Origin of the sequence: Thermococcus kodakarensis KOD1, assembly GCF_000009965.1 — an archaeon.
GTDB lineage: Archaea > Methanobacteriota_B > Thermococci > Thermococcales > Thermococcaceae > Thermococcus > Thermococcus kodakarensis.
On record NC_006624.1, the window covers coordinates 394,808 to 414,258 of the forward strand.

The window sequence follows — 19,451 nt, forward strand, 5'->3', positions numbered from 1 at the left end:
AAACATTATTTACAACTTAATGATTTTCAATATGACAGATCATAAACTTTAAATTGATACCTAGATTTATAGAGTGCCGACAAACTCCGGAGGTGGCTACAATGACCACAAGAAAACGTGCTAGCGTTCTGTTAGTGATGATGTTGTTCTTGGCAATTGTGCCATATAAAGCATCCGCAGGCAACAGCATCCAAGGTTACTTTACTACAATAAAGAGTACGGTGAAAACATTCTTCGGGGGAGATTACAACGGGTGGAACCCACAACTTAAGATAGTTCCCGGGTCAGAGGTCAGGATTTCAAGAGACGAGATACGAGTCGGTGCAGACTTCTTCAAAGAAGAGTATTCTGGCGTTAAAGGTGGTAAAGGATATTACCTAATCGCTTATGGCACCGTGAAGAGCTATCTAGACAGTATTGCCACAAACTGGCCCGGAGATGACAGAAGTCCTCTCTGGCACATGAACATCCAGACATACGACTCGGACTATTCAACAGATCTGTTCAGTGAGATCCTTGCAATCGAGATTCTAAGAACTCTGCTCCCGGAATACAACGGAGTTGATCTAAAGGCCGTGGCCAATGGTAGGTTTGAAGATATAAACTCGAAGTACTCAACCCTCGGCAAATCTGATGTCATGAAATGGATTCAGAAAATATCAAACCCCCAAGTTATGCAAGTGATCGCCCGCAGGATGAATGATTTTGCTGGCGGGATACCTAATAGGAATCTATCTACAATCCCCGACATCTATGGTGCTCCATACAGAACGGCAGTTTTGGTGGCTCTAGTTGAAGAAGTAGATCCTCAGCTTTCAGAAGAGGTTCCATTTGATATTCCCGGGGAAATTCTCGAACTAGCCAGAGTGTATGTTGGACAGAATCGGGGCTGGGACTACCTTAATCGTGCAACCATGGCACTTCCCATACTTCCCATAAAGCACCTAAGCATTACTATCCTTGGCACCAATTACACCATAGGAAACGGGATCGATGTTCTCATGATAGACACCACAAATAGAGAATACCTTCTTGGCCTCTGGAACGGGACTGACTACTCGGTTATCCTGAAGATAAAATACCTGAACGCAACTAACCTAGCAATAACACCCGTAAAATATGCAGAAAGAGCTGGGGCTATTCTCCATGCAGGAGAATACCCTGTCACACTAACTCCAAGTTCAATTGGCAGGACTATAAAGACCCCCCTCGCAGGATTCCCCTGGGAATTAAGTGAAGTTGTTATGTACTGGACAGGTAACCCAACCAGTTATCTGAACTACAACATCAAGAAAGAGGGGAACTCCTACGTTTATGAAGGCGATCCAGGAGGTCTCAGGATAACACCCCTTGCAGAAGGCTCGTTCCTTGTGACATTCACGAACAGGGATGGCTTTACATTCATATTTGGAAACGCCGCAATTAACGTAACAGGGGACATGAAAGGAAAGACGTACCTTGTATATCCAAGAGAAGGGGCCATAATCCAGTGGAACTCTATTCAGATGCCCACAACGGCTTTGATAAGTGCAAACTCCTTTGATAACTGGCATGTTGTGGGCAACGCATATGTGGATCCAACCATTAACGCCATCGTGTTAACTCCAGATCAGGGATACAAAGCGGGAGCAACGTGGTATCTGATCCCAGTAGATCTAACGATGACCTTCCAAGCTAGGGCAAAGTTCTATTCAGGTCGCTGTGGAGGGGGAGATGGCATTTGGGTTGGATTCCAGAACGCTGGTACTAATGTTGTTGGCGGAACCGGCAGTGGTGTTGGTATTAGTGGTATTTGGCCAGCAGTAGGATTTAGAATATGGGAAATCGGAAGAAGCGTTGATCTCTATCTAAACGGCAACTTCCAAGAGATTACAAGCGGTGTTTGCTTCGCAGACGAAAAAGAACATGATATGTTGTTCTATTGGGACCCCGATACAGAGACACTTGGCATCAAAATTGATAACACTTATGAATACACTAAGAACATAGACCTGATATCCGAACTGGGACAGACCGCATACTTTGGATTCACCGGTGGTACTGGCGGTGCCCGTAATCTGCACTACGTAAAGCCAATATTCGTTGGAGTATCTCTGGAAGACCTCAAAGACCTCATTGAAAGCACTCGCGAATTCCTTCAGAATGTCTCCTCCCTTGGTGTTGATGTCAGCGATCTCATGACAACGCTCAGCTCAGCGGAGGAATCTCTTCAAGGTGTTGATCCTTCAGACACACGTACGATTTCAAAGATTTCTAAAGAAGTAGCAGGAATACAGACCGAAGCTATAACAAGGCTCGCCAACAAAGTTGCAGATCTGTATTACAAAGTCTCTCTCGCCAGATCAGTTGGTCTGAGCGATATCTCATTGGATGTTAACTTTGAGTCAGGTAAGAATTCAATGATATCCGGTGACTTAACCAATGCATTAAAGTACCTTAACGATGCATTTAATGAAGCAAATTCAATGGCCAAAGAGTCCCTCGATGAGATAGAGCAGAACATAACATCGTTGATGTCAGAGGCCATCAAGTACGGAGTAGCTATAGGCGACCTTAAGGATAGACAAAAAATCATTGAGGCTTCGAAGTCTCAAGGAGACTACGTATCCGCGTACGTCGAAGCAATGAAAATATATAAGCAACTCTCAAAGAAAGTTGAAATTGCAAAGCAGAAGACCACAGAACAAACAACCACAACACAATCGAATAATAAAACTCTAGAACAGAAAACAGAAGAGACAACAACCACTCAAAGAACCTCTGAGAGTTCTCCTGAAAGCGCTACCACCGAGTATCCACTTAAAGTTGGAGACTGGGCAAAGTACAAACTCAAGTTCGAAGCATCAGGAGACAACGAGAAGATCTCGGGATCAATAGAGTACAAAGTCGTCGTCATAAATGTGGATGATCAGGGGTTCACCATTAGGTTTGAAGACGTCAAAGGAGATCTGGACAAATACAAGAAGTTATGGGGCGATGAAGGAAAAATCAAAGAAGGTGATACCCTAACCATTCCGTGGGATGTGGAACCAGGAGATAACAACATTTACGCAGACCCCAAAAAATTGCCAGAGGACGGAAAAGTTAAGAATATGATAGAAACATGGGAATATGATACGAGAACAGGCTTGCTAAAGAGTTACAAGGGATCAGTAGATCTATTCGGTGTAAAGATCAGCGAGGAGATTCATCTGGAATCATCCAACGCTGTCAAAGGTGGCAGTTCCGGCAGTGGAGGAATATGTGGGCCCGCAATGTTCATTACTCTAGCGCTAGTTCCTCTAATCCTCAGAAAAAAGCGATTTTGAATTTTTTCTCTTATTGCCTTTTTTCTCGATCCTCTTAACTAAAGGTATAGGGGTTAAGTAAATAGAGGTTAGCTCTTCCTCAGTATTATCTCAAAGCTCCTGTCTCCTTTCGTTATTTCCATTACAAGGCTCTTGTCGTAGTCTATGAACTTGGTGCTCACGATAGAATAGCCGTTCTGCTTGAGGAAGTCCGCCATCTGGAGGCCGAGATCTTCGAACATCTCAGCCGCCATTGTGGCGAGACTCGGTTCCTTTACCCCAAGTTCGTCGTGATAGCGCCGGGCGAGTTCAAAAACGTCCACCATGTTCACCACCAGGAATAATAAGTCATCAGAGCCTATAAACCTTCCCTCCGAAACCATTTTAAACGCCCTCTCCAATAACCAGCCTCAGTGGTAAAAATGGGAAGCGTCCTGTGGGTTCTGAAGAGCGGGAAAAAGATCCACGGCAAGGTGCTGGGCCTGTACCCGTACTACGTCGAGATTGACCTGTCCACCGGTGAAGGCCTCTGCACCTGTTCGAAGGGCGGCAACTGCGAACACGTTGAAGCCGTTAGGAGGGCGTACGAAAACGGTGCATACTTTTCAGAGAACTCCAAACTGGCCGAGGTTAACCCTGAGGCCGTTGTCTGGGAATTTCTAATTGAAGTGCCGACTCTCGCCGTCGAAGTTTCGGTGAAGGAGCTGATATCAGCCCTGAAGCGCGACGAGAGTGGAAGCGAAACGGCGAGGCTTTTCTTCAGGACTATGAAACTCATTGAGCTTTCCGGGCGGGAGGAATACCTCCACGTTTTGGAAGAGGCCTTTGAGGAGTTCGCGCGGGTGTTCCCTGATTACCCCCTGACTGAAAAGATCGAGAAAGAACTTGAAGCCCTGAAAGGCAGAACCAGAAAAGCCTTATAAATTCTCCTTTTCCAGAGAAAGACTTAGAGGGTGGGGCCATGAAAGCCGTATACAGGGAGATGTGCCCAAACTGCTGGGGGAGAATATCCGACGAAAGGCTCGTAATGAGGAACCCGTGTGAAGAATGCCTCGACGAACCCGTTCACGCTGACTCCTACTTCCAGCTCGTTTCTGCGGTGAGGAATGCGCTTAAACTCAGGGGCACTCTCAAGGAGTGGGAGAAAATATACCAGCTTGAGAACCAGACGAGGGAGATAGAGGAGTTCTTCAAGAAAGCCACAGGCTTTACGTTCTGGAGCGCCCAGAGGACTTGGGTAAAGAGGCTTCTCAAGGGGAGGAGCTTCTCCATCATAGCGCCTACTGGAATGGGTAAGAGCACCTTTGGCGCCTTCATGGCCGTCTGGCACGCTCTAAAGGGCAAGAAGAGCTACATAGTAGTCCCAACAACTCCTCTCGTCATCCAGACCGTCAGGAAGATAGAGGGTATAATGGAGAACGCGAACGCCGACGTCAGGCTCGCCTACTACCACGGGAACCTCAGGAAGAAGGAAAAAGAGGAGATGCTTGAGAGAATCAAAAACGAGGACTACGACATCCTTGTAACCAGCGCCCAGTGGCTGGCCAGGAACTACGAAGAGGTTCTGAAGGGCAGGCACTTCGACTTCATATTCGTTGACGATGTTGACGCTTTCCTTAAGGCGAGCAAGAACATAGACCGCTCCCTTTATCTCCTCGGCTTTACGGATGAGATAATCCAGAAGGCCTGGGAAATAATCAGGCTGAAGAAGCAGATGTCAAGATACCTGAACGGGAACTCAGAGGACAGAAATGAGAAGCTGAACGGGCTTAACAGGGAAATAGAAAAGCTTCAGAGGGAGATAGAAAAGTTCAAGCGGAAGAACAAGATTGGAATAATGATAATCGCATCTGCCACGGGTTCCGCGAGGGGCGACAGGATAAAGCTCTACCGCGAGCTTCTGGGCTTTGAAGTCGGAAGCGGAAGGAGCGCCCTTAGGAATGTCGTTGACAGCTACCTCAAGCCAACTAAAGACATTAAGGAGCACGTTGAGGAGCTTCTCACAAGGCTCGGAAAGGGCGGCCTGATATTCGTCCCAGTTGATCAGGGTCTTGGCTACGCTGAGGAATTAGCTAATTATCTCAGCGAGAAGGGCTTTAAGATAGAGCTCGTCTCGTCCAAGAACAAGAAGGCCCTTGAGAAATTCGAGAACGGCGAGGCGGACTACCTGATAGGTTCTGCCACCTATTACGGCTCCCTCGTCAGGGGTATTGACCTACCGCACCTCATACGCTACGCCGTCTTCACGGGCGTTCCGAAGTTCCGCTTTAGTATAGACCTTGAGAGACCAACCATATATCGTGCCCTAGGCCTGCTCAGCGAGATAATGGACTTCCTCAGTGAGGAAGACAGGAGGCAAGCCGAAAAGCTCCACGCCCGCTTGAGGAGGCTCATAAGGAACATCCCGCAGTTCGAGCTCCTAAAGATTGAAGAGGCCCTTGCCGAGGGTCTCCCGATAGAAAACGAGTTCCACAACCACGTCCTCGGCGTTTTCCGCGAGCTGGTGGAGTTCCTGAGGAGGGTTCTCAGAGACGAGGAAGTCCTTAGAAAGCTCGCCGAAGATCCGTTCATAAGCCTGGTCAAGGAAGAGGGCAAGTGGTACATTGAGATACCCGACGTCAGAACCTACATCCAGGCAACGGGAAGGACGAGCAGGCTCTTCGCGGGAGGAATCACGAAGGGTCTGAGCGTCCTCATAGTGGACAACGAGAAGGTCTTCAACGGCCTCGTCAGGCAGATGCGCTGGCGTTTCCAGGAGTTCAAGATGGTTCCATTCGAGGAGCTTGACCTCGATGAGATTCTCAGGCAGATAGACGAGGACAGAGAGAAGGTCAGGCTCGTTATGGAGGGCAAAATAAGCGCCAAAGTCAAAGACCTCGTCAGGTCTGCCCTCATGATAGTCGAGAGCCCGAACAAGGCCAGAACTATAGCGAACTTCTTCGGTCAGCCGAGCAAGACGAGGATAGGGGACCTGGTCGCCTACGAGATAAGCGTTGGGGACAGGATGCTGACGATTCTGGCCAGCGGAGGTCATATGTTCGACCTCGTCACGAACGAGGGCTATCACGGCGTTCTAATCCAGAACGAGGGTGACATGCTGAAGTTCATTCCCGTTTACGACACCCTCAAGAGATGCCGTGACTGCGGCCACCAGTTCGTGGACTGGGAGAAGAAAGGGGTGTGCCCGCGCTGTGGCTCTACTAATGTCAGGGACGCCCTTGAGAACGTCATTGCTATGCGCGAGATAGCACAGGAAGTTGATGAAATCCTCATAGCGACCGACCCCGATACCGAGGGTGAGAAGATAGCCTGGGACATCAGGAACGTCCTCGCCCCGTACACGCCCAACATAAAGCGCATAGAGTTCCACGAGGTAACGAGGCCGGCCATAATGAAGGCCATCCAGGAGGCGAGAGATGTCAACGAGAACCGCGTCAACGCGCAGATCGTTAGGAGAATCGAGGACAGATGGATAGGCTTCGAGCTGAGCCAGGAGCTCCAGAGGGTCTTTGAGAGCTACAACCTGTCAGCAGGAAGAGTTCAGACACCGGTTCTCGGCTGGATAATCGAGCGCTATAAGGAGTTCACGGAGAGCGAAGTTTACTTCCTCGGCCTGACCCTTGAGAACGGCTTACAGGTAACTATTGAACTCGGAAAAGACGGCAAAGACGTAGAGCCGCCTGAATACGTCACCGTCGAGGAAGTCCAGCTCGAGGAGAGGGAACTCAACCCAGCTCCACCATATACTACGGACGCGATGCTGAAAGATGCTTCGACCTTCCTGAAGCTTTCGGCTCCCGAAACGATGAGGCTCGCACAGGATCTCTTCGAGGCAGGTCTCTGCGTCACACCCGATACTCTCGTTAGCCTTGCCGACGGAAGGATCATGGAGATAAAGGATGCGGTGGAGAAGTCCGAGGGGAATCTGCTCTCAGTGAACGGCCTTAAGCCAAAAGAAGCAAAAGCCCTCAAGTTCTGGGAGATTGACTGGAACGGGCCTCTTAAGGTCATCAAGCTCAAAAACGGACACGAAATTAAGGCAACTCCCGACCATGGTCTCCTCGTGATGAGAGAGGGCAAGCTCGGCTGGGTCTCCGCCAAGAACGTCAGGGAAGGAGACTACGTTGCCTTCGCCTACAACACCGGCCACCGTGGAAGAGATGAATACACGCTCCTCAAACTCATGATAAAGCTCGGAATAACCGACGTGATGGTCGAGCTGGACGAGGAGTATTTCAACGAGAAGGTAGCTCCAATCGTCAGGGAGAGGATCTCAACGAGCACCAAGTACAAGTATCTCCGCAGGCGTGTCCTTCCCCTCTACCTTCTCCAGGAATGGGGGCTTGATGACTACGAGGCCCACGTGAAGTCCCTCTACCGCCAAAGGGCAGGCTCAAAGCCCATACCCAACTTCAAACTTGACGGGAGGTTCTGGTACGTCTTCGGCCTCGTCCTTGGCGATGGAACCCTAAGGGACAGCAAGGTCTTGATTTCCCAGACTCCCCTGAAGGACGTTAAATCCGTACTCGAAGATGTTTTCCCGTTCCTCCGTGTCTTTGAAACGACGAACCAGGTTGGCTTCTCGAACTCAATCATCGCCGAGGTCTTCAGGAGACTTGGAGCGAGAAAAGGAAAGCTCCACCCGCTCGTGTTTGGACTCCGTGAGGAGTACATCAACGCAATGATCGCAGGCTATTTTGACACGGATGGAACTTTCTCCATCCTCAACGACAGGAAAGGGCCGAACTTCAGGGGGATCCTGACTTCAAAGAGGGGCGACGTCCTCAGAATGCTCAGCGTTTACCTCTACCAGATCGGCATCATGAACTACCTCAGACGGGACGAGCGCACTGGGGTTTGGGACTTGATAATAAGCAACAGGAGCCTCGAAAAGTTCAGGGAGAAAATATACCCGTACCTTAGAATTAGAAGGGCGCAGTTTGACGAGGCGTATTCCGTTTACAGGGCATCGCGGAGGGCCTTTGAGGGTGACCTGCTCCCGGTCGCTCCCGTCTTCGGAAAGCTGAAGTTCAAAAACGGCACCAAGAACAGGATCCTGAAGGAAACTGGAATCGACGTTTGGAACTGGCTCAAACGTCCGGAGGGAGAGATTCCACGGGACAAACTCTCAAAGGTGCTTGAGTACGCAGAGGAAAGCCCAGAGAAGGAGTTCCTCAAGTCCCTCGTCGAGGCGGGGGTTACCTGGGTTAAAGTGAAGGGGGTTGAAGAAGAACTTTACACCGGAAAGCTCTATGACTTCACGACGACCACTGAGAACTTCCTCTCCAACGGTGCCGTCTCCCACAACTGTACCTACCACAGAACTGACAGTACACACGTCAGCAACACCGGAATAGAGGTCGCGAAGGAATACATAACCCAGGAACTCGGCGAAAAGTACTTCAAACCCAGGCCGTGGGGAGAGGAGGGAGCACACGAGGCCATAAGACCCACTAGACCGATAGACACCGGCAGGTTGATGCAGCTCATCCGCGATGGAATAATCCAGCTCCCGAGGAACCTTACAAGGAATCACTACAGGCTCTACGACATGATATTCAGGCGCTTCATGACGAGCCAGATGACCCCAGCGAAGATACTCTACGAGAAGGCCGTAATCAACGCTGGCGTCGGAAAGGCCGAGCTTGAAGGCTACGTTGAGATAATCGAGGACGGCTGGACAAGACTGCGCTCGCCGCCGCTCAGGGAGCTTCCAAAGCTTGAGAAGGGAATGAAGCTCAAGGTGGTTGAGGCAAAGAAGTGGAAGGCTCCAAAGGTTTCCCTCTACACTCAGGGAGACATAATAGCCCTGATGAAGGAGAGGAAGATAGGAAGACCGTCAACGTACGCCAAGATCGTTGAAACGCTCATGAGAAGAGGTTACGTCGTGGAAACAAAGGGAAGAAAGAAGCTCCTTCCAACGGAAAAAGGCATCAAAGTCTACCACTACCTCGTCAGCAAGTACAGGGACCTTGTGAGCGAGGAGAGAACGAGGGAACTTGAGGAAATAATGGACCGCATAGAAGAAGGGATTGAGGATTACATAAAGGTTCTCGGGGAGCTTTATTCGGAAATTCAAAGATACGTTTCGGGTTGATGGTGTTTTAATCGCTTGCCACTATCTTTTTATGCTGTCCCATTCTGTCTTTTTGAATGCTTGAGCCTTAGGGTATGTTTACCGTAAATAATCCATTATGTTATCTTGTTCTCTCTTGAGGTTCTGATTTCCAAAAACTTTAAAACCCCAGCTGTGGTAACCTGGTTGTATCCCCATACAACCAGAGTATAATCTAAGTAAGTTATCCAATCCAACTATGTCCGACACATGCCATGAACTTCCCCTGGGAGGAAAAGATTTATATTGGTTGGGACCCAATTTAGAAATAGAAAATTAGGTGGTGGTAAAGATGGTCAAGGACAGGATGGTGGAGCTCCTTCAGGAGCACTTTGAGTTGAACCTCTACGAGGCAAGGGCGTACGTGGCCCTGGTCGGTTTTGGTGTTCTTACACCGGCCGAGCTTGCCAGCGTCTCAGAGGTTCCGGCTCCAAGAACTTACGACGTCCTCAGGAGCCTTGAGAAGAAGGGATTCGCCATCAGCCAGCCGGGCAAGGTCAACAAGTACAGGCCGGTGCACCCGGAGAACATCCTCGAGAAGTTCATCGAGGAGTGGCAGGAGCGCGTTAAGGAAGAGCTCGAGGCCAAGAAGAAGGCCAAGGAGGAGCTCATCGAGCTCATGAAGCCGCTCATCGAGACCGAGATTCCGAAGTACGGCGTTGAGAGGGTCTGGGTTGTCAGGGGCATAAGGAACGCCACCCTCAAGACCAAGGAGATGTTCGAGGAAGTCAAGGAGAAGATCCTCCTCGCCGACGACGGTTACATCGCCATAAACCTCGAGAACGACCTCATTAAGGCCATCGACAACGGCGCCAAGGCCAAGATCATCGTGAGCAAGTCCCTCCTCAAGAGGCTTGAGGGCTCAAAGATCATGGAGTACGCCAAGAAGGGCAAGCTCGAGCTCAGGGCCCTTGACAAGTTCGAGCTCCCGATGCTCATCTGCGACGACGAGGTCTTCTTCGCCCTTGAGGACATGGCTGCAAGGTACTTCAACTACGAGACCCAGGTCTGGATCAAGGACTTCAGGGTCAGGGACCTCTTCGAGGCAAAGTTCAACGAGTACTGGGAGAAGGCCGAGAAGGTCTGATCCCTTCTCTCTGTTCTTGCTTTTACTGTTCTTTTCTTCGGTTGTTCAGAGAAACATTGTGCTACCTATCATAGGCGTTCAATCCCATACTGGGCCGAGAAGTCAAAAGTGGAGAGAATAGAGGTTAGTCAAACGTACTTGAACTCCTCTTCCTCCTCTCTCTTTTCCCGGATTTTCCAGAAGATTTTTCCTTCCCTCTGGAAGCTCTCCACCTTGCCCTGCTCGGCGAACCTTAGGAGGTAGCGCCTTACCTCCATCGGGCTGATTCCAGTCTCCTTGGCTATCTCATCAACGGTCTTCGGGCCGCTTTCAAGGGCCTTCAAAACCCTCTGGTTCTTCATTCAGATCCCTCCAGTCGTTTATACCTCTCCAACAGGTCGATTATCTTCTCCATCACCCTTAAATGTTTCTCAAGTTCTTCAATGTCCTCTGGAAGGGAGTTCGCAAGCTGGGTCAGCTTCTCCCTCAGCCTCTCTTCGACGTCTTTGACCTCCTCCTTCATTTCGGCCTTCCTTTTTCTTTCCCTGTACTCGCATACTGGACAGAAAACCCTACCGTCCTTCTCAAAGAGGGGCGAACCGCACCTCGGACAGTGTCTATCGAGCATCTTAGCGCCGGAAAGCATCAGAGGCATTATCACGTTCCTGATTTCTTCTTCGGTTGGCCCCTTCACTCCAATCCCTCCGTCAGGAGCTGGAAGACCTCAAAGAGTGCCCGCTTTCCAAGACGGGAGTGCCTTATTCTGTCCGAAATTTCGGCAATGTCAAACGCAACAACGTTGAACTCCCGCTTTATCGCCTCAAGTATCTCGATTAGCTCATCGAGAGTCAGCTCACCGTGCTGGAATCGAGCTATTTTGTACTCCGGCCTGAGAACGTCCATATCGACTGTGAGGTATATTTCATCGCCGAGGTACTTCTTTGCATCGGCTATTATGTCCTCAATGGAGTTCGTCTGGAAGTTCTTATAAGCCCTCCACTTTCCACCCCGTTTTCTGCTCCTCAACAGGGCTGGATATATCTTGACTCGCCTCGTCCAGAGCTGGGTTCTGTCGGTTGTCGGTATCATCAAGACCGGAGCCATCACGGCGGCCCTCTCAACGAGCCTGTTCTCAAGGGCATAGGCCAGCCACGAGCCGTGATCAAGGTAGTCGTGCATCAAATCTGTGTGAGCATCAACGCTGATCAGGGATTTTGGCCTCAGCCTGTCGATTATCCCGTAGGTTGCGAGGTGTTCACCGACCACATAGGCCCTGTCCTGGGGAATTCGCTCTGATAGAAGGTCAATCCTGCTGGCCTCGACGATGACGTAGTCATCAATGAGCTTGTTCCTTTTTAGGAGCTGGAGGGTGTAGAGAACTCCATCGCGGTTGGGCTTCTCTCCAAAGGGTATGAAAGTTACCATTCCTTCCACCAGCACAACATTGGGAACTTTTTTTAAAAGCGTTGGGAGGAATAATAGGCATTTTTATGTCAATCTTCACGGCCAAACCTTTAAAAACTCGACCCAAAACCTTCAACTGAAAAATCTCCGGAGGTCGTGTCATGATACTCCAGGTCGCTCTTGACCTTACCGATATTGAGCAGGCCATTTCTATAGCTGAGAAGGCCGCCCGCGGCGGGGCCCACTGGCTTGAAGTAGGCACTCCCCTCATCAAGAAAGAAGGAATGAGGGCAGTAGAGCTCATGAAGAGGCGCTTCCCGGACAGGAAGATAGTCGCGGATCTCAAGACAATGGACACCGGTGCCCTCGAGGTCGAGATGGCCGCGAGGCACGGCGCTGATGTTGTTTCTATTCTGGGCGTTGCAGACGACAAGACCATCAAGGATGCAGTTGAGGTCGCGAGGAGGTATGGAATAAGGGTTATGGTTGACCTGATCGGCGTCAAGGACAAGGTTAAGAGGGCAAAAGAGCTTGAGAAGATGGGCGTCCACTACATCCTCGTCCACACTGGAATTGACGAGCAGGCCCAGGGCAAGAACCCACTTGAGGACCTTGAGAAGGTCGTAAAGGCCGTCAAAGTTCCGGTTGCAGTCGCTGGGGGCCTGAATCTCGATACGATACCTAAGGTCATAGAGCTCGGCGCCACGATAATCATCGTGGGAAGCGCCATAACCAAGGCCAAAGACCCTGAAGAAGTCACCAGAAGGATAATAGACCTCTTCTGGGGCGAGTACATGATGACGATAAGAAAGGCCATGTTCGACATAACGGACCACATAAGGAGCGTCGCCGAAAACCTCAAGCTCGAACAGGTTAGAGGCCTCGTGGATGCCATGATAGGGGCCAACAAGATATTCATCTACGGCGCCGGAAGGAGCGGGCTCGTCGGCAAGGCCTTCGCGATGAGGCTCATGCACCTCGACTTCAACGTCTACGTCGTCGGTGAGACAATCACGCCAGCATTCGAGGCAGGGGATTTACTCATAGCCATAAGTGGTTCGGGTGAAACAAAGAGCATAGTGGATGCCGCTCAGATAGCAAAGGAGCAGGGCGGAAAGGTCGTCGGCATAACCTCGTACGCGGACTCGACACTCGGAAAACTCGCTGACGTTGTCGTTGAAATCCCGGGAAGGACAAAGGCAGACGTCCCCACTGACTACATAGCCAGGCAGATGCTCACCCAGTACAAATGGATAGCCCCTATGGGAACTCTTTTCGAGGACTCCACTATGGTCTTCCTTGACGGCATTATAGCACTCCTCATGGCGACCTTCCAGAAGACCGAAAAGGATATGAAGAGGAAGCACGCGACCCTTGAGTGAGGGTCGCGATGTTCTCCTTTACCCATATTTTTGCTGGAATTGGTAGCAATGGTTCAAGGATAGTCAATGGAATTGAAACGGACTCCGTGGTAAAGGTATCCTTGAATCCAGCCAGGTACATTCTGCGGCCTAAGGAATACCGGGAAAGGATTGTGAACTTCTTCTCTAACGTTCCCGAAAACAGCTTTGTGTGGCTCGTCTTTGATGACACAAAGACAAACAGGGAAATTATGGAGATAATCCTTGAAGCACTCCCCTCGGATTCTATAAGGCTCGCTTATGTACTCACGCCTAAAGTTGAGCTGATCAACCAGAAACCCGAATGGGCGGATAAGTTCGAGACGGTGTTCTACGACTCCCTCTGGGACTTCTTAAAGGAGGACGTGCCCCTTGGAAAGGCTTTTGAGGAAGCTTCAAAGAACATTTCTGATATGTTCTCAAAGCTCTACCGTTACCTTGAAAGTGAGATGCTCGTGAACATAGACTACGCGGACCTGTTCAGCATGATACGGGGAGGAAACGTCGGCATAATGCGCCTTCTCCGCGAGGTTGACTTCAGCTGGCACTGGGGCATCTGGGAGCGCGGGCTTGTTGGAATACTTGTCGGTGAAGACTTCCCGCTGAGCGGTGCTCACAGAATACTCTCCAAGTTTCAGGAGATACTCTCTGAGAAGGACATAATCTGGGGTGTGATCACCGACAAAAACGTTAAAGGCTCGGAAGTCCTCGCCCTGCTTGTGAAGAGGTGGTGATATGGGCAGGATAAAGGCCGTTCTCTTTGACATCGATGGCACACTGCTAACTGAAATGCCCCTTATTCAGCTCTTTCTCCCGCAGGTGTACGAAAAGCTGGCAAAAAAGCTGGAAACTACCAAGGAAGAGGCCAGGAACGTGTTTCTGTCCGAGATATTCTCAAGGCGAGACACCTACGACTGGCACGACTGGAACTTTTTCTTTGAGCTTTTTGGCCTCAATATGCGGTATGAAGACCTTCTGAGGAGGTACCCACACAAGCTCCACGTTTATCCGGACACCATTCCGACCCTTGAGTGGCTTAAAGGATCTGGATACCCTCTGGGAGTTGTCACGAGCGGGCCCGAATACCAGCGCCTTAAGCTCAAGCTGACTGGGCTCGAAGGGTACTTCGATGTCATCGTGACCAGGGAGGATGTTAAGGCGATAAAACCCGAGCCAAAGATATTTCTCTACGCCCTTGAAAAACTCGGAGTTGAACCAAAAGAGGCCGCTTTCGTTGGGGATTCCCTGAGCCAGGACGTTTATGGGGCGAAGCACGTTGGCATGCTCTCAATATGGATAAACCGTGAGGGCGAACCCGGGCATCACTTAGCGGACTATGAAATCAGGACGCTCCACGAGCTTAGAAAAATACTGGGGGTGGTAGAATGAAGAAGGTGTTCGAAGGGGAAGGGACGTTTGTTGAATACGAGGAGAAGAAGGTAAAGCTTGAGAACGGCCACGAGCTGACCCACAGGCGCGAAAACCCGACTGAGCTCTGGTGGAAGTTAAAGGAAGCCATCAAAGGCAGGAAAGTTAAGATCGTGGCCTACGAGCTGGAGGAGAGCGAAGACTGATGATCGCCCACCTTGTAAACACCGACGTTGGAAGCAGGGGAATAGGAAGGCTGTATCTTGACTACCGCACCAGAAACTTCCATTTTTTGGAGGACGCCGCTGAGACGTTTCTCAACAACCTTGAGAGAACTCTTATAGTAACCGGCTTCCCGATTCCGCCTTCTATGACTCCTGAAACCGACGGCCCACCCGGGGCATTGGCAGTCGCAAAAGCCGTAGAAAAGCTCGGGGGAAGGGCGGAAGTCCTCAGCTATCCGGAGGTAATGGGAGCATTGAGGCCGTTTGGCGTCACTTTTGCAAGGGACGGTGATGTCTCGGAATACTCGCTGGTCGTCGCCATTGAGACTCCCGGAAGGGCAGTTGACGGCAGGTATTACTCCATGAGCGGCATGGAGATAACGAGGGAGGCCTTTGACGGGCTGGTAATTGAGGCGAGAGAATATGGAATCCCAACAATAGCGGTTGGTGACGGCGGAAACGAAGCCGGGATGGGCAACGTCAGGGACCTAATTGAGCTGTACATTCCCCTTGGAGAAAAGATAGCCAGCGTTGTTGAGGTTGATCACCTTATAACGGCTGGAGTGTCGAACTGGGGTTCCTACGGGCTGGTGGCACATGCCTCGATCTTAGCCGGCACAAATCTCCTTGCAGACTGGGATGAAGAGAGGGCAGTAAAAGCCCTAACAAGCGCCGGGTTGATAGATGGGGTTAGAAAGAAATCCAGCGAGAGCGTGGACGGGATCGGCCTCGAAGTCCATAAGGAAGTCGTTGAGCTTTTAAAGGCACTAATTAATGATGCCCTAGGTGGTTGAATGAAGCTTGAGGAGTTCATATCTGACCCGAAGTCAAGGGAGCTGATAGAGACCGTCAGGGAGTTCGCCAAAAGCTTCTTCGACAGGGAGGGCACGCACGGCTTCAGCCACGTTGAGAGGGTCTTCAACCTCTGCATGCATATCGGGAAAGAAGAGGGGGCTGATTTAGAAGTCCTCGCCCTGGCGGCGCTTCTCCACGATATTGCCCGCCCGCTGGAGGATTCAGGGAAAGTCGAGGACCATGCCCTTGAGGGGGCAAGGATAGCGAGGAGGTACCTGAGGAGCCTCGGTTATCCCGAAGACAAGGTTGAAGCCGTTGCCCACGCGATAGAGGCCCACCGCTTCTCACGTGGGCCTGAACCGGCAACACTTGAGGCAAAGATCCTGAGCGATGCCGATAAGCTCGACGCAATAGGGGCCGTGGGGATAGCGAGGGTCTTCATGTACTCGGGGGAGCATGGGAGGGGCATAGACGCCTCAATAAAGCACTTTGAGGAGAAGATACTGAAGCTGAAAGACCTGATGTACACAGAAACCGCGAGAAAGATGGCCGAAGAGAGACACCGCTTTACCGAGGAGTTTATTGAGCGGCTCAGGCGTGAGATAGAGGGTGAAATCTGACCTTTTGGAGGAGAGCTTTTCTCCATAATAACCTTTTTAAATGCCTTCCTGAATTATGGGGTAGTCTGCTCAGGGTCATTCTGGGGGGTGAGAACGTGAAGGCGCCGATCTGTGAGGTGTGCTTGAAGACGGATGGTATTCTCTGTCCCGCCGATGAGAAAAAACTCCAGGAGGGTATAATCTCCGAGCTTGACGTTAAGGTCGCGAGGCTTCTCTACAAGCTTCTCGGTGACGCTGATATCGAGTTCAAGAATGCCGTCGAAGCTGGAGATCTCGTTGTCATCGTCGTTGGGGAAGGAGACGTGCCCGTGGTCATAGGTAAGGGTGGAAAGAACATCAAAGCCCTGATAAGGGAGCTTGGAAAGCGCGTTAGGGTTATCGAGGGTATGAAAGCGGAAAACCCGAACGAGCTGAAGAAGCTGGCCTCTGACCTGTTCTATCCTGCTGGAGTCTTTGGCGTTAACGTGGTCTACAAGGCCGGAGGAGAGAGGGACTACAAGATCCTCGTCTTTGGAAGGGACAGAAAGAAGCTCCCTGAGAAGCCAGAAGTTCTTGAGAGCATTCTCAGCCAGATAACCGGCAAAGACGTTAGGATATCCTTTGTTTGATGCTCTTTTCTGTTCTCATCCTGTTTTTGGCACTTTGCTTTTGAGTTTCTTCCCTCGATGTGAGACGATTCTGGTGGCATTATCCCGCATCACATAGCGACTTCTACTTTTGTTTCCAACTTTAAGTTTACGAAATTCTTTTAAAGCTGGATTATTCGTCCATAGTTGAAACCATCTGGAGGTGAGCGGATGAGCCGCCAGATGGTTGGAGCGCTGGTTCTCCTGCTCTTGCTGACGCTGCCCGGAGTCTCCGCCGTTTCCCTGCCGTGGTCAGGGCTTTCCATCTTTGGAGCAAGCTCAGGGGCCTACCCAATCCGCCTCGACGGCGTTGAACAGACCGGCAACATCGCGGTCGTAACATGGGACGTCCCGCCCAACTGCCTCTCCGGCTACGGCACCGTGTTCATCAGCAGGGATGGAAGAACCATCACAGAGCGCGTCAGCCTCGGCCGGCTGAAGCCCTGGGGCAAGAAGGTAGCGGTTTTCCTCAACGTCAGGGAGCCGGTTTACGTCAAACTGCGCATCACCTCTGGAAACGGAATCTTCATGAGCTCGTGGGTGAAGTTGAGGCCCCAATCCGTACCGAGAGTCTTCTCGACAGGCTATACGACCACTTATTCCTGGGGAGACGGGGAGATAAGGCCGCAGTTCGTCCCAATTCCAGCCATCATCGGGGCAATAATCTCGGTGGGCTTTGCGCTCTGGGACGCCTACGATGCCTATAATGCGTGTTCCGACTACGGGGAGGACTCAATAAAGTGCACCGTCGCCGCTGGTTCGGTGTTCGTTTTCAGCCTGGCTATGGAGGGCGATGAGCTGGTCGGCGTGCTCAGGCACGGTGATGAACTCGTTGAGGTTCCTGGAAAGCTATACAGCACGCTGAAGCGCCTCGACCTCGTTGAGGAGGTTGGTGATGGAGTCGTCAGGGCCAAGGAGAGGTTCGCCCACATATTCGACGACATAGTAAAGCACGGCGACGATGCCGCAAAGGCCCTCGACGACCTCGTCAGGGCTGGAGTTTCAAAGGAGGCCGTCGAGGAGACAGTCAAGCACGGCGCGACGATAAAGGAGATAAAGGAAGGAATTGAACGGTCGGAGAGGGCATTAGAAAGGATAGCAGGTGGAGCGGAAGGAAAACATGTCCTCGGAAAAGTACGGACGTACGACGTGGCCATAGAGAAAGGGAACGAAAAGGAGGGGCTCATTCACATGCTCCTCAGGCACGTGTGGGGATACGACATGGAAAACGTGGGAAAAACATCCTTCTGGCCGATGGGCCAGAAGATCATCGTGAGCGGTCAGGAGAAGCAGCTTCCCAGGGTTTTCAGGGATGAGGGGGAGCTGATGGAGTTCCTGAAGGAAGTTGTGGAGAGGGTGAGCAAGGATCCAGAGTACATATCTGAGAAATTCTTTAAGAATGGGGTGCCCAACAGGAACTTTGGGATTCCAGTGGATCTTAAGAAGCTTGGAATGCGTGTTGATGGGATTGATGTTGTTCAGCTGGAGTTTAGGTTCGAGAAGGGTGAATTCGTCCTGAAGACGGCGTATCCTGTTGATGGTTGGGCTGTTGAGACGTTTATTCCTGGTAAGGGTGGCTGGCAGTGAGGTGATACGAATGTGGGCCACCATACAAGGAAAACACTTGACGATAAAAATAGACCTAGATAGGTACATTCCATCTCCAGATCCTTTCTTTTCGATTTTTACGATAGGTGACCATTTACTCGTGGGGGCCTGCTGGAAGGGAAAACTCGAAGGAGATGAAAGTGATGTCTACAGAGTTTTTGAGAACTTGTTGACTGCTTGTTATTACTTTTTACAGCCAGAGCATCCGCACGTTCAGAAACTAACCAGGTTTGAGAAAAAGAATGTGGAAGAGGCAGGATTCAGATTAAAAGGGGAGGAGGTTGTTGTGTATCAGGGTGTTGAGAGGAACAGTATTTACTACGCTTGCTCTACAGGGAAGACCGCGAGAATTTACTATCACAATGGACTCCTTGAATTCACTGATTGTCCAGAATACAAGGGCAAGCACAAGGGTGTCGTTGAGCTCCCGCTTAGAGAGTTCATTGAAGACGTTCTGAAAGTCAGCAAGGAGTACTTGGAAAAATACGCTCCAATTATTGAGAAAATCAGGCTGGAGCATGGGGAAAAGCCTGACGACTATGACTTCCTCCAAAAGTTCTATCTGGAAGTTGAGAGACTGTATAAGGAGAAGTTTGGGTAAGAGGATCATCGTGAACGGTCAGGAGAAGCGGTTGCCAAAAGTCTTCAAGAACGAGAAAGAGCCCAGAGAGTTCCTTGATGAAGTGTTGAAGAGGGCACTTCAGGAGGAAGAGTACTACACAGAATTTAGGGGACAGAGCTTTGTGAAGCTAAGGGTAAACTTGGATAAGCTTGGGGTGCATATAGACGGGATAGATGCGGTAGAGTTCCAGTTCTCGTATAACCAAGCTAAGGGTGCCTATCAACTTATCACAGCGTATCCCTCAAAGGGTAAGAATGTTTTAGGGTACGTGTGGGACAGAGAAAAACAATCTGGTAAATGGATACGCATGGGGTGA

At 50.5% G+C, this 19,451-nt stretch carries 18 protein-coding genes; 14 read left to right on the forward strand and 4 right to left on the reverse strand.

What is annotated here, in order from left to right; translation table 11 throughout:
• The first annotated feature begins 101 nt into the window (after nucleotides 1-101).
• Nucleotides 102-3,308 carry a lectin-like domain-containing protein gene (locus TK_RS02305; protein ID WP_011249422.1) on the forward strand — a complete coding sequence of 1,069 codons (3,207 nt, stop codon included), beginning with the start codon at nucleotides 102-104 and terminating at the stop codon, nucleotides 3,306-3,308.
• 68 nt (nucleotides 3,309-3,376) lie between these two features.
• On the opposite strand, the gene TK_RS02310 is transcribed toward TK_RS02305, so the two are convergent.
• Nucleotides 3,377-3,610 (reverse strand): hypothetical protein, encoded by a 234-nt coding sequence (locus tag TK_RS02310; protein WP_048053807.1) that lies wholly within the window; start codon nucleotides 3,608-3,610, stop codon nucleotides 3,377-3,379.
• 99 nt (nucleotides 3,611-3,709) lie between these two features.
• Here TK_RS02310 and TK_RS02315 point away from each other — a divergent pair, with 99 nt between their 5' ends.
• The 3 genes from TK_RS02315 to trmBL2 all read left to right on the forward strand — a co-directional run bounded on the left by TK_RS02315 (nucleotide 3,710) and on the right by trmBL2 (nucleotide 10,489).
• The gene (locus TK_RS02315) at nucleotides 3,710-4,210 is read left to right on the forward strand and encodes a hypothetical protein (protein WP_048053664.1); all 501 of its coding nucleotides are present in this window, start codon (nucleotides 3,710-3,712) and stop codon (nucleotides 4,208-4,210) included.
• A gap of 38 nt (nucleotides 4,211-4,248) precedes the next feature.
• Nucleotides 4,249-9,384 (forward strand): reverse gyrase, encoded by a 5,136-nt coding sequence (gene rgy / locus TK_RS02320; protein WP_011249425.1) that lies wholly within the window; start codon nucleotides 4,249-4,251, stop codon nucleotides 9,382-9,384.
• A gap of 310 nt (nucleotides 9,385-9,694) precedes the next feature.
• Nucleotides 9,695-10,489, forward strand: a complete 795-nt coding sequence (gene trmBL2, locus TK_RS02325; RefSeq protein WP_011249426.1) for an HTH-type transcriptional regulator TrmBL2 — start codon at nucleotides 9,695-9,697, stop codon at nucleotides 10,487-10,489.
• Between the two features lie 128 nt (nucleotides 10,490-10,617).
• Here the strand turns inward: trmBL2 and TK_RS02330 are convergent, their stop codons facing one another.
• Genes TK_RS02330 through TK_RS02340 form a run of 3 tightly spaced genes read right to left on the reverse strand, consistent with a single transcriptional unit; the run spans nucleotide 10,618 to nucleotide 11,893 of the window.
• Nucleotides 10,618-10,830, reverse strand: coding sequence for a helix-turn-helix domain-containing protein (locus TK_RS02330; RefSeq protein WP_011249427.1), 213 nt, complete (start codon nucleotides 10,828-10,830; stop codon nucleotides 10,618-10,620).
• Nucleotides 10,827-11,162 carry an Sjogren's syndrome/scleroderma autoantigen 1 family protein gene (locus TK_RS02335; protein ID WP_011249428.1) on the reverse strand — a complete coding sequence of 112 codons (336 nt, stop codon included), beginning with the start codon at nucleotides 11,160-11,162 and terminating at the stop codon, nucleotides 10,827-10,829. The genes TK_RS02330 and TK_RS02335 overlap by 4 nt, the downstream gene beginning before the upstream one ends.
• Nucleotides 11,159-11,893 carry an arginase family protein gene (locus tag TK_RS02340; protein ID WP_011249429.1) on the reverse strand — a complete coding sequence of 245 codons (735 nt, stop codon included), beginning with the start codon at nucleotides 11,891-11,893 and terminating at the stop codon, nucleotides 11,159-11,161. The genes TK_RS02335 and TK_RS02340 overlap by 4 nt, the downstream gene beginning before the upstream one ends.
• A 140-nt stretch (nucleotides 11,894-12,033) precedes the next feature.
• On the opposite strand from TK_RS02340, the gene hxlAB reads away from it, so the two are divergent.
• From hxlAB to TK_RS02390, 10 genes are all read left to right on the forward strand, one after another.
• Entirely contained in the window at nucleotides 12,034-13,254 is a 1,221-nt protein-coding gene (hxlAB, locus tag TK_RS02345) for a bifunctional 3-hexulose-6-phosphate synthase/6-phospho-3-hexuloisomerase (protein WP_011249430.1), read from the forward strand.
• Nucleotides 13,255-13,262: 8 nt separating this feature from the next.
• A complete protein-coding gene (locus TK_RS02350; protein ID WP_011249431.1) occupies nucleotides 13,263-14,006 on the forward strand; it encodes a hypothetical protein in 744 nt (247 codons plus the stop codon).
• A 1-nt stretch (nucleotide 14,007) separates the two neighbouring features.
• Nucleotides 14,008-14,661 (forward strand): HAD family hydrolase, encoded by a 654-nt coding sequence (locus TK_RS02355; protein ID WP_011249432.1) that lies wholly within the window; start codon nucleotides 14,008-14,010, stop codon nucleotides 14,659-14,661.
• The gene (locus TK_RS02360) at nucleotides 14,658-14,846 is read left to right on the forward strand and encodes a hypothetical protein (RefSeq protein WP_011249433.1); all 189 of its coding nucleotides are present in this window, start codon (nucleotides 14,658-14,660) and stop codon (nucleotides 14,844-14,846) included. Before TK_RS02355 ends, TK_RS02360 begins: the two co-directional genes overlap by 4 nt.
• Complete coding sequence (locus tag TK_RS02365; protein ID WP_011249434.1) at nucleotides 14,846-15,658, forward strand: DUF4392 domain-containing protein; 813 nt, start codon at nucleotides 14,846-14,848, stop codon at nucleotides 15,656-15,658. The genes TK_RS02360 and TK_RS02365 overlap by 1 nt, the downstream gene beginning before the upstream one ends.
• The gene (locus TK_RS02370) at nucleotides 15,659-16,279 is read left to right on the forward strand and encodes an HD domain-containing protein (RefSeq protein ID WP_011249435.1); all 621 of its coding nucleotides are present in this window, start codon (nucleotides 15,659-15,661) and stop codon (nucleotides 16,277-16,279) included.
• A 95-nt stretch (nucleotides 16,280-16,374) separates the two neighbouring features.
• A complete protein-coding gene (locus tag TK_RS02375) occupies nucleotides 16,375-16,887 on the forward strand; it encodes a KH domain-containing protein (protein ID WP_011249436.1) in 513 nt (170 codons plus the stop codon).
• Between the two features lie 189 nt (nucleotides 16,888-17,076).
• A complete protein-coding gene (locus TK_RS12190) occupies nucleotides 17,077-18,492 on the forward strand; it encodes a hypothetical protein (protein ID WP_011249437.1) in 1,416 nt (471 codons plus the stop codon).
• 10 nt (nucleotides 18,493-18,502) lie between these two features.
• Complete coding sequence (locus TK_RS02385; RefSeq protein WP_011249438.1) at nucleotides 18,503-19,114, forward strand: hypothetical protein; 612 nt, start codon at nucleotides 18,503-18,505, stop codon at nucleotides 19,112-19,114.
• A gap of 10 nt (nucleotides 19,115-19,124) precedes the next feature.
• Nucleotides 19,125-19,451 carry a hypothetical protein gene (locus tag TK_RS02390; RefSeq protein ID WP_232500601.1) on the forward strand — a complete coding sequence of 109 codons (327 nt, stop codon included), beginning with the start codon at nucleotides 19,125-19,127 and terminating at the stop codon, nucleotides 19,449-19,451.